Consider the following 10,010-nt stretch of genomic DNA (forward strand, 5'->3'; position numbering starts at 1 on the left):
GTACGACGACTCACCGATCGCCGGCCTCGCCGGCGCGAGGGCTGAGCATCCCGAATACCGCACGATGACCTACGAGGTCACCGGGCGGATCGCGCGGATCACCTTCAACCGGCCCGACCAGGGCAACGCGATCACCTACGACACCCCGATCGAGCTCGCAGACGCGGTCGAGCGGGCCGATCTCGACCCGGCGGTCCACGTGATCGTGGTGTCCGGCCGCGGCAAGGGGTTCTGCGGCGGCTACGACCTCGCGGCCTTCGCTGAGCGGCTCGACGAGAGCGGGCGGGCGCCGTCGGCACGTCGGTCAGGCACCGTGCTGTCCTCCGGCGTACAGGTCGCCAACCACGACCCGAACGGCACCTGGGACCCGATGGTCGACTACGCGATGATGAGCCGCTTCAACCGCGGGTTCTCCTCGCTGCTGCATGCGAACAAGCCGACCGTCGCGAAGCTGCATGGCTTCTGCGTCGCCGGCGGGACCGACATCGCGCTCTACGCCGACCAGATCATCGCGGCGGACAACACCAAGATCGGGTACCCGCCGACCCGGGTGTGGGGAATCCCGGCGGCCGGGATGTGGGCGCACCGCATCGGCGACCAGCGAGCGAAGCGACTGCTGTTCACCGGTGACACGATCTCCGGCGCGGAGGCGTTGGAGTGGGGGCTCGCCATCGAGGCGCCGGCTCCCGCCGATCTCGACGAGCGCACCGAGATCCTGCTCGAGCGGATCGCCCGCATGCCGGTCAACCAGCTCATCATGGCCAAGCTCGCCCTCAACAGCGCGCTGCTGGCACAAGGGGTCGCGAACTCGACGATGGTCTCGACGGTGTTCGACGGGATCTCGAGGCACACCCGCGAGGGCTACGCGTTCCAGCAGCGAGCCGCCGAGGTCGGGTTCCGGCAGGCGGTCGCCGAGCGAGACGACCCGTACGGCGACCGAGGCCCCAGCACTTTCAAAGGCTGACCCCCTTGGCCCTGACCCCCCTGGCCCCTCCCCAGCAACGCTGCGTTGGTGGGGCGATCAGCCCGGCAACGGAGCGTTGCTGGGCGAAAAGCCAGGTAACGGAGCGTTGCTGGGGGAAGATCCAGGTAACGGAGCGTTGCTGTATCTCACCCATTGCCTGCCCGAGGCAGGCCGTCCCAGAAGGAGAGCGACGCGATGACGACCGTCGAAGAGATCGGCCCCAGCATTTATCGGCTGTCCACCTTCGTGCCGGAGATCGGCCCGACCGGATTCACCTTCAACCAGTTCTTGGTCGTCGACGAGGAGCCGCTGCTGTTCCACACCGGTCACCGATCGATGTTCCCCTCGGTCCAGGAGGCGATATCGAAGGTTCTCCCGGTCGAGCAGCTGCGCTGGATCACTTTCGGCCATGTCGAGTCCGACGAGTGCGGCGCGATGAACCAGTTCCTCGCAGCGGCGCCCAACGCACAGGTTGCTCACGGTGCGCTCGGCTGCATGGTGTCACTCGACGAGATGGCGGACCGGACGCCTCGGCCACTGGCGGACGGAGAGGTGCTCGAGACGGGGACGAAACGGTTCCGCCACATCGACACGCCACACGTCCCGCACAACTGGGAATCGCGGTTGCTCTTCGAGGAGACGACCGCCACGTTGTTCGTCGGCGACCTCTTCAGCCATCTCGGCAACGGGCCGGCACTGACTGAGAGCGACGTCGTTGAACCGGCCTCGCAAGCCGAGGACGTGTTTCGGGCGAGCAGTCTGAGCGCGGCCACGCCCGCCACCGTCGAAGGCCTGGCAGCCCTGAACCCATCGACTCTCGCGCTCATGCACGGTTCGTCGTACGCCGGCGACTGTGCCGCGGCACTGCACTCGCTCGCTGCGGACTATCGCCGCCGGATCAGCGAGTAGGCGTCGAGCTGACTCGAACGGACCGCGAAGAGGCGGCGTCCTGACGGATCGTGCGCCGCGCGTCTGGTGGGCACTTCCCTGACGCTCGTGTCAGGCTCTGGACATGACCGACGACCCTGGCTTGCTCCGGCGCCGCCCGACCCGACGGCGGGTCCTCGGTACGGCGGGCCTGCTGCCGCTGACGGCACTGGTCCCGAAGGTGCGCCCAGCACGAAGCGGAGCGGCAACCGGCCCGACGTACCGGTTCTTCACCGATCACGAGGCCGCGGTCGTCGACGCGGCCACAAGGCGCATCGCACCGGGCCCTGAAGACGACGTCCTCGAGATCGGCCACCCGGGCGCGCACGAGTGCGACGTGGTCGGCTACATCGACACGATGCTGTCGATGTTCGAGTTCTCGACCCCGAAGATCTTCGCGGGCGGGCCGTGGAGCAACCGGCACACCAAAGGGCCCGACTACATGCAGCGGTTCGTCAAACCGGACCGCGCGCAGGCCCAAGCGTGGCGGACGCGGATCAGGGCGCTGCAGCGGACCTACCGCGACGGCATCAAGGCCCTCGACGCGCACGCCTCCGGTGACTTCACCAAGGCCGCCCCCCTTCAGCAAGACCTGATCCTCGCCAAGCAGGCGGTCCTGCCGTTCACCAACGTCATGTTCGGCCACACCATCGAAGGCATGTACTCGGTGCCGGAGTACGGCGGCAACAAGGGCCTCGCGGGCTGGCGGGAGATCGACTACCCCGGCGACAGCCAACCCCGCGGCTACACCGCCAAGGAGATGGCGCAAGTCGACGTCGACGTCATCGACCCCACCGGCATCGTGTCCCAGCTGCTCGGCGACTTCGAGAACATCGTGAAGATCTACGCAAGCGGGCTCTGGCGTGCGTAAGGCGGTCATCGCCGGATCAGGGGCCGGCGCGAGCGTCACCGCGATGACCCTCGCGGAAGCGGGCTGGCACGTGGTGCTGCTCGAGAAGGGGCCCAACTACTTCACGGGGCTGGGCGAGAGCTGGCCGCCGAAGACCGTCTTCTCCAACGACAACCTGAAGCTCACGCGCAACTTCGAGCTGCCAGACCCCTCGGCGTACCCGCGCACCTTCCGGACCAGCGCGGCGCAGAAGAGCGGCTACTACGTCGGCCCGGTCAACGAGCTGCCGGTCGCGGTCGGCGGCGGCACGATCCACTACGGCGCGGCGATGCCCCGCTTCTGGGACATCGACTTCAAGCAGCTGTCATTGCTCGGCCCGCAGCCCGGCGCGGACGTCGCCGACTGGCCGTTCGAGTACTCCGACCTCTCGCACCTGTACGACGAGCTCGAGGAGCTGGTCGGGATCCAGGGCGACATGTCCGCGATGCCGCAGCACCCGGTGCTGGCCCACGCCCCACGCAGCAAGGGCTACCCGATGCCGCCGGGCCCGCCGCAACGAGCGTCCAAGCTGGTGGCCGACGGCGCGAAAGCGCTGGGCATGCATCCGTACCCGTTCCCGCACGCGATCAACTCGCGGCCGTACAACGGCCGTCCGGTCTGCAACAACTGCGGCTTCTGCGACGCCTACGGCTGTCCGACGTCCGCCCGCGGCAGCTCACTGGACCTGCTGCACCGAGCGCTGCTCACCGGCCGGGTCGAGCTGCGACCGGAGACGATGGTCCACCGGGTGGAGATGAAAGGCCGGCGCGCGACGGGTCTCGCCTGGATCGACCAGTCCGGACGCCGCGGGGTCGAGCGCGGCGACGTCGTGATCCTGGCTGCGTCCGGCATCGAGAGCGCCCGGCTGGCGCTGATGTCCCGGTTGCCCGATCCGCACGACCGCATCGGCAAGCGGCTGATGTTCCACTACTTCACCTCGGGGTTCGGGCTCTTCCTCGACGAACGGCTGCACGCCTACAAGAGCTGGGGTGCCGAAACGCACTGCCTCGAGGACTTCTCCGACCCGGACTTCGTCGGGGCCAAGGCGTTCGCGAAGCTGCAAGGGCTGCCCTACATCCGAGGCGGCCTGTGCGAGCTCGGCGGCAGCGAGGAGGTGCTCGCCGAGGCGCAGTTCTACCAGTACATCCTCGGTGCGATCTCACCCGAGCAGCCGTTCGGGCAGACGTTCAAAGAGCTGATGCGTACGTCGTTGCTGCGCGACCGGATCGCCGGCGTACAGATGCTCGGTCACGACCTGCCCTACCTGTCCAACAACGTCACCCTCGACCCGAAGGTGAAGGACCGGCACGGGTTCCCCGCGCCGCGGATCACCTACGCGCCGGGCAAGCACGAGACGGTCGCGCAGGAGTTCTACATCCCGTTCATCACTGCGGTCCTGAAGGCGGCGGGCGCAACGGTGTCCGCCGCCGTCCCGGCCAACACTCCGCTGATGGGCGCCACCGCCGCACTACCGCTCACGCGGCACGTGCTCGGCGGGATGCAGATGGGAACCGACCCGAAGACGTCCGTCGTCGACGAATGGGGGCGCGTGCACACGACCGACAACGTCTACGTGCACGACGGCGGCGTCTTCGCCACGTCGGGCGCCAACAACCCGACGTTGACGATCATGGCGGTTGTCCTGCGCATGGCCCGCCACCTCGCGGGCACGTCGTAGGCCGGCCGAAGGTCGATTACGGAGCAGCGCAAGTCTGCGCATATGCGCAGACGTTGAACGACTCGCCGTCAGAGGCGAGCGCCGACGGCGTCGCCTCGTTGATGCCGACGCCCGGTCCCATGTCGATCATGGTCGGGTTGCCCGCGGCGATCGGGTGGGTCCCGGTGGCGTCGGTGTACGTCGACGTCGGGCCGAAGTGGGTCGTACCGGTTGCGGCCGGGATGGTCTGCAGCAGCACGGTGGGCGCTTCGTAGATCCACTCGGCCGATGAGCCACTCGACGCATACGCGATCGTCTTGTCGAACGTCCAGCCCTCGGCGGGGTCCTTCAGCGACACGTCCCACTGACCGGCCGAGGCCTGCGTGATGGTGACGCTCACCACGTCCCCCGGCTTGACGGTGCAGGCGGTGTTGCCGCTGCAGTTGGTCAGCGGCGTCTCGGACGCAGGCAGGATCTCGTACCACGCGCCGTACTGACCACCGCTGATCAGACCGCCCAGCGCCGAGTTCTCGCTGACGCCCGCCTGGATCAGATCCGAACCGGTGTACCCGCCGATGCCGGCCCAGGTGGCCGAGAAGCCGGGCGGGACGAGGCCCGCCGACGGCACGGTGAACGTCGAGCTGACACCGGTGATCCCGCTGCCGGGCGTGACCGCATACCCGGACCAGTTGAGGCTGGTGGCGGTGCCGCCGTGGGTCGGCAGGACCTCGCGGGCGCTCGTCTTGAGCAGACGGCCTTGTACGACGCCCCCGCCCGCGCTCGCAAGGGGCGCTGCGGTCGCGGCGATGGCGGCGCAGACCCCGAGAGAGGAGATGACGGTGACGATTGAGCGTCGATGCATGCCGGCCCTATCCGTGAGATGCGGATGGGCAGGTCACGCGTGCCCCGCACACGCGCTGACTTGCCCGCTGCGAACATGATGTCGCGTCCGGACTGCCCTGAAAAGGCAGGATCGAAACCTCGCCTTCGCCGGTGTCAACTGCCGGGTGCCTGCTCTACCCAGTCGAAAACCCTATCGTGTCCGCCGTGAGCCGCGTCGCACTCGACGAGAGCACGCCGGCCATCGTCGGGGCGGCACAGGTCATCCAACGACCCGACCCGTCGGTCGACGTCGCTGATCTGCGTGGGCCGATCGAGCTGATGGTCGATGCTGCCCGGGCCGCGGCCGACGACGCCGGTGCAGCCGGTCTGCTCGCCAAGCTCGACTGGATCGGAGTGGTCGGCGGCTTCTGGTCCTACACCAATCCCGGTCAGGTGGTCGGCGCACAGCTCGGCTCGCCCGACGCTGCCACCTGCCTGACGTTCCTGAGCGGCACGTCGCCGCAGGAGCTTGTGTCACTCGCCGCCCAGCGCATCGCGGACGGGGAGCTCGACGTGGCCCTCGTTCTCGGCGGGGAGGCACGCTCCTCGCGCGAACGGCTGCAACGCGCCGGCGAAGAGCCGCGATGGTGCAGGGACCCGGGGACGGTCGCGCCCGAACGGATCGCGGACATCCCCGACGAGGTCGTCGTCGAGACTCTCGAGCTCGGTGGCCCGGTCACCTTCTACGCGCTGTTCGAGGACAGTCTGCGACGCGCACTCGGTGCGACGATGGACGACCATCGCGACCACATCGCAGCGCTGTGGTCACGCTTCAACGACGTGGCCGTCGGCAACCCGTACTCCTGGGACCGCCGGTCCTACGACGCCGAGACCATCCGCGAGCCCACGCCCGACAACCGGATGATCTCCTTCCCGTACACGAAGTGCATGGTCGCCAACAACCTCGTCGACATGGCGTCCGCGATCCTGCTGTGCAGCGTCGACGCGGCGCGGGCGGCCGGCATCTCCACCGACCGGCTGGTGTTCCCGCTCGTCGGTACGACGAGCCACGAGACCTGGACGGTCGCGCAACGACGCGTGCTGCACGGCGTACCCGGGCTCGCCGCAGCAGGTCGCACCGCATTACGGGAGTCAGGGCTCGACATCGGTGACATCGAGCACGTGGACCTCTACGCCTGCTTCCCGTCGATCGTGCAGATGTCAGCGGCCGAGCTCGGGCTCGACCTCGACCGACCGCTCACCGTGACCGGCGGACTCGGTTTTGCCGGCGCGCCGATCGCGAACTCCTCCGGTCACGCCATCGCCGCGATGGTCCCCCTGGTGCGGGAAGGCGGAAAAGCTCTCGTCCACGCAAACGGCGGCTGCGCCACCAAGCACGCGTTCGGCATCTACTCGACCGAGCCGCCGGCGAAGTACCGCTACATCGACTGCAACGACCAGGTCGAACACGATGCACGGCCGGTCGGTGCCGCGGCCGACCCGGTGGACGGACGTGACGAGGCGAGCACGGTCGTCTACGACCGCAGCGGCCCTACCCACACCGTCACGTCCGTCGTCACCCCCGACGGGCGACGGGTCTTCACCAAGACCCCTATCGGCTGACCCCCGACTGGCCGGCGGGCGGCGGACCGAAGCTGCCACCGAATCCACCGAACCCGCCGAAGCCGCCGGGCCCTCCGTAGCCGCGGCCGGGAGCCGCGCTCGACGAGGCGCTCGCCGTCGGCACGGCAGTGGGCGCACCGGTGGGAGGCGTCGGACGGGTCGGCTTGCCGTCGAGGACGAACTCCGCATCCACGGCGTCCTTGTCCTGCTCGCCGACCACCATGACGGTGTCGCCGGTCGCGACGCTGCTCGCGTCGGCCTTCGACCCGTTCTTCATGACCTTCGTGTCGTCGCCGACGGTGTAGGTCTGGGAGAACTTGTCCGCGCTGACCACCGTGATCGAGGTCGCGGTGACCGCGGAGACCGTGCCGGTCTGCGAGAGGTAGGTCTCGTACGAGCCGTCCTTCGTCTCGACCGTCGCGCTGCCGTGCAGCAGCTGCGGTCCGCCGAAGCCCCCGGGCACTCCGGGTCGCCCGCCACCGGGTCGCCCGCCACCCGGTCGCGGCGTACCCGCGGTGGGAGTGGCCGTCGGGGTCGGGGCGATCGGGTCCGCGTCGGCCGCACGCCGCTTCGACTGCGCGGCGCTCTTCGCGGTCTTCGCTGTCTTGGCGGTCTTTGCGTTGCTCGTGTGGTGCGTGGCGGCGTCTGCGGTGCCCGCTACCGCGCCGACCACGAGCAGCGAGCTCGCTGACCACGCCGCGACGCGCAGTCCAGTCGACAGTCCTGCCTTCATCTGGGGTCCTTCCATCGTCCGGGAGTGAGGCCTTCGGACAGCACAACGATCATCAGGGCCCGGACGTAACAATCCGGGCGGATTCTCAGCAACCTCACAGGCAGCGTCCAGCGACCGCGACGTCTCAGCGGTTACGGTTTCGCCGTTCACGGGCGTTATCCGGGAGTGAGGCCAGTGGCGCGCAGGGGGGCCGACCTGCCGGCTGAGGGCGAGGACCGCCTCAACCGGCTCGTCGGGCGCGCCAGGATCGGCGACATCGGCGCGCTGGACGAGCTGTTGCGCGAGGTACGCCGCGCAGTGCTGCGCTACGCCGGCGCGCAACGGCTGTCCCGTCACGACGCGGAGGACCTCGCCCAGGAGGTGTGCCTCGCGGTCGTGAAGGTCGTCCCGCAGTGGCGGGAGACCGGCCGGTCGATGTGGGGATTCGTCTTCACGGTCGCTCGCAACAAGACCACCGACGGCGTACGACGCCAGATGCGCCAGGGCGCGCTGGCCCGAACCGTCGAACTCGAAGCCGACACGAGCCGCGGCGCCCTCACCGTCGCCGACGCGAACCTCGGGCCCGAGGACCGCGCCGTCGCGAGCGACTCCGCCCGCCAGATGGCACAGCTGCTCCGGCAGCTACCCGCGACGCAGCGCGAAGTGCTGCTGCTTCGTACCGTCGTTGGGCTCTCGGGCAAGGAGACCGCCGAAGCGCTCGGGCTGTCACCCGGCAGCGTGCACGTCTTGCAACACCGCGCGGTGAGCAAGCTGCGAAGCCTCTACGTCGCGCACAGCGCAACCGACCAGGCCGACGCCCGGCCCCGCCGAGGCAAGGAGGTGCCGCGATGAGCAGGGGAGGCAACATCCGCCGAGACTGGACCCATCGCCGGCTCGGCCTCGGTGCGTCCAAGCCGCGTGAGGTCCAGCTCGCGAACACCGATGCCCTTCTCACCGCAGTGGGCAGCCGGGACAGCGCACGCTTCGACGGCGACCCGCTCGCCGACGCGCTGTTGGACTTCGCCTACGACGTGGACCTCGACTACGGCGTCGGCGAGCTCGACGCCGTACCCATCCCCGCCGAGCTGCTCCGGCTGACCCCCGCGGCGCCCAGTCCGCGGCGGGTGACCTGGCGCGTCCTGGCGCCGGCGATGGGGACCGCGCTCGCGGCGGTCATCGTCGCCGCGACGGTGCTGATCAGCCGAGGGCAGGTCGTCGTGTCACCTGCCGCTACCGCAACCGTGGAGTCACGCCAGCTGCTCCGGCACGCCGACCTGCTGATCGCCGATGCGAGCACGGCGTCCCCTCGCCAGCGCGACCGGTTGGTGTCGGAGGCGCGTGCCGATCTGACCCACGTCAGCCACCTGCTCCCGCTGACGCTCGCGCAGCAGCGACCCGAGATCCGTCACCAGCTGGACACCCTCGAGCAGCGGGTAGCCGCCTCGCCGGCCGGTCGCGCGGCCCGCCAGTCCGCGCCAGCCGCCGCGCCGCGTCCGAACCTCGGCGATCGCGGTGCCGGCGGCAACGGCGGCACGGGCGGCACAGGCGGTGGCGGGACCGGCAACGGCGGCACAGGCAACGGCGGCACCGTCATCCGGCAGCCCGTCCCCGGGACCGGGACCGGGACCGGGACCGGGACCGGGACCGTCGTCACGCCCGAACCGACGCACCCGTCGCCGGCGCCAACCGCGGGAGCGCAGCCCCCGCCGCGGCGTAGCGCCCCGGCGACTCCAGTCGGCCAGCAAAGCCAACCTGCCGCACCCCCGACCGGTGCACCTCCCACTGGCCAACCCGGCACCGGCCAACCCGGCACCGGCCAACCCCGCACCGGCCAACCCCGCACCGGCCAACCCCGCCAACAACCCACCCGCCAGCCGCCGGCCGAAGGTTCCGGCCCGGCCAGCAGCGACCACGACGCCCCACCCCCGAACCCCCACCCCAGTTCGAAGTAGCACACAACCCGGCGTACGAACCGGACACCCGGCGACGTACGCGACATTTTGCGGGCACTTGTGTGCTACTTCGTACGGGGCCGGGCCGGGCCGGGCGGGGCGGGTCAGACCGGCTCGACGCGGAACTGGCTGATCGCGGCGCGCAGCTCGGCGGCGAGGTTGTTGAGCTGGGCGGCGGCAGCGGCGGACTGCTTGGAGCCGATGGCGTACTGCCGCGAGACGTCCGAGACCTGGGTCATCGCGGCGACGACCTGGTCCGAGGCCGACCGTTGCTGCTGGGTCGCCACCGAGATCTCCTTGGCGGCCGTCGTCGTCTCGTCCACCATCGCCGAGATCCGTTCGAGGGCGTCGACGACGCCGCGCGCCAGCTCGGAGCCGGTACGTACCTCCTTGGAGCCCTCCTCGCTGGCGAGGATCGTGGCCGAGGTCTCCGACTGGATCTCCGCCACGATCGCCGAGATCTG

Annotated in this window: 10 protein-coding genes; 7 read left to right on the forward strand and 3 right to left on the reverse strand. The window is 69.8% G+C overall.

The annotated features are described in order from the left end of the window. Positions 1–16: 16 nt before the first annotated feature. From VG899_15690 to VG899_15705, 4 genes are all read left to right on the forward strand, one after another. Positions 17–964 carry a crotonase/enoyl-CoA hydratase family protein gene (locus VG899_15690; GenBank protein HWA67804.1) on the forward strand — a complete coding sequence of 316 codons (948 nt, stop codon included), beginning with the start codon at positions 17–19 and terminating at the stop codon, positions 962–964. A gap of 195 nt (positions 965–1,159) precedes the next feature. Continuing rightward, entirely contained in the window at positions 1,160–1,873 is a 714-nt protein-coding gene (locus VG899_15695; GenBank protein HWA67805.1) for an MBL fold metallo-hydrolase, read from the forward strand. Positions 1,874–1,976: 103 nt separating this feature from the next. Next, entirely contained in the window at positions 1,977–2,762 is a 786-nt protein-coding gene (locus VG899_15700) for a gluconate 2-dehydrogenase subunit 3 family protein (GenBank protein HWA67806.1), read from the forward strand. Continuing rightward, entirely contained in the window at positions 2,755–4,458 is a 1,704-nt protein-coding gene (locus VG899_15705) for a GMC family oxidoreductase (protein ID HWA67807.1), read from the forward strand. The genes VG899_15700 and VG899_15705 overlap by 8 nt, the downstream gene beginning before the upstream one ends. 16 nt (positions 4,459–4,474) lie before the next feature. On the opposite strand, the gene VG899_15710 is transcribed toward VG899_15705, so the two are convergent. Next, the gene (locus VG899_15710) at positions 4,475–5,299 is read right to left on the reverse strand and encodes a G1 family glutamic endopeptidase (protein ID HWA67808.1); all 825 of its coding nucleotides are present in this window, start codon (positions 5,297–5,299) and stop codon (positions 4,475–4,477) included. A gap of 185 nt (positions 5,300–5,484) precedes the next feature. Here VG899_15710 and VG899_15715 point away from each other — a divergent pair, with 185 nt between their 5' ends. Beyond that, positions 5,485–6,882 carry a hypothetical protein gene (locus VG899_15715; GenBank protein ID HWA67809.1) on the forward strand — a complete coding sequence of 466 codons (1,398 nt, stop codon included), beginning with the start codon at positions 5,485–5,487 and terminating at the stop codon, positions 6,880–6,882. On the opposite strand, the gene VG899_15720 is transcribed toward VG899_15715, so the two are convergent. Then, positions 6,872–7,615, reverse strand: a complete 744-nt coding sequence (locus tag VG899_15720; GenBank protein HWA67810.1) for a hypothetical protein — start codon at positions 7,613–7,615, stop codon at positions 6,872–6,874. The genes VG899_15715 and VG899_15720 overlap by 11 nt on opposite strands. Before the next feature lie 174 nt (positions 7,616–7,789). Between VG899_15720 and VG899_15725 the strand changes: the two genes are divergently transcribed. Further along, positions 7,790–8,446 carry a sigma-70 family RNA polymerase sigma factor gene (locus VG899_15725; protein HWA67811.1) on the forward strand — a complete coding sequence of 219 codons (657 nt, stop codon included), beginning with the start codon at positions 7,790–7,792 and terminating at the stop codon, positions 8,444–8,446. After that, on the forward strand, positions 8,443–9,546 hold the full coding sequence (locus VG899_15730) for a hypothetical protein (GenBank protein ID HWA67812.1): 1,104 nt from the start codon (positions 8,443–8,445) through the stop codon (positions 9,544–9,546). The genes VG899_15725 and VG899_15730 overlap by 4 nt, the downstream gene beginning before the upstream one ends. A gap of 104 nt (positions 9,547–9,650) precedes the next feature. Here the strand turns inward: VG899_15730 and VG899_15735 are convergent. Further along, on the reverse strand, positions 9,651–10,010 hold a 360-nt coding region (locus VG899_15735), incomplete at its 5' end, for a methyl-accepting chemotaxis protein (protein HWA67813.1).

The sequence above is a fragment of the Mycobacteriales bacterium genome (assembly GCA_035550055.1).
In the GTDB taxonomy this organism is placed as follows: domain Bacteria; phylum Actinomycetota; class Actinomycetes; order JAFAQI01; family JAFAQI01; genus DASZTV01.

Excerpts from the sequence above, each read along its gene's own strand:
- VG899_15695 (HWA67805.1), top strand. The coding sequence starts at position 1,160 with ATGACGACCGTCGAAGAGATCGGCCCCAGCATTTATCGGCTGTCCACC.
- VG899_15700 (HWA67806.1), top strand. The coding sequence starts at position 1,977 with ATGACCGACGACCCTGGCTTGCTCCGGCGCCGCCCGACCCGACGGCGG.
- VG899_15710 (HWA67808.1), bottom strand. The coding sequence starts at position 5,299 with ATGCATCGACGCTCAATCGTCACCGTCATCTCCTCTCTCGGGGTCTGC.
- VG899_15720 (HWA67810.1), bottom strand. The coding sequence starts at position 7,615 with ATGAAGGCAGGACTGTCGACTGGACTGCGCGTCGCGGCGTGGTCAGCG.
- VG899_15730 (HWA67812.1), top strand. The coding sequence starts at position 8,443 with ATGAGCAGGGGAGGCAACATCCGCCGAGACTGGACCCATCGCCGGCTC.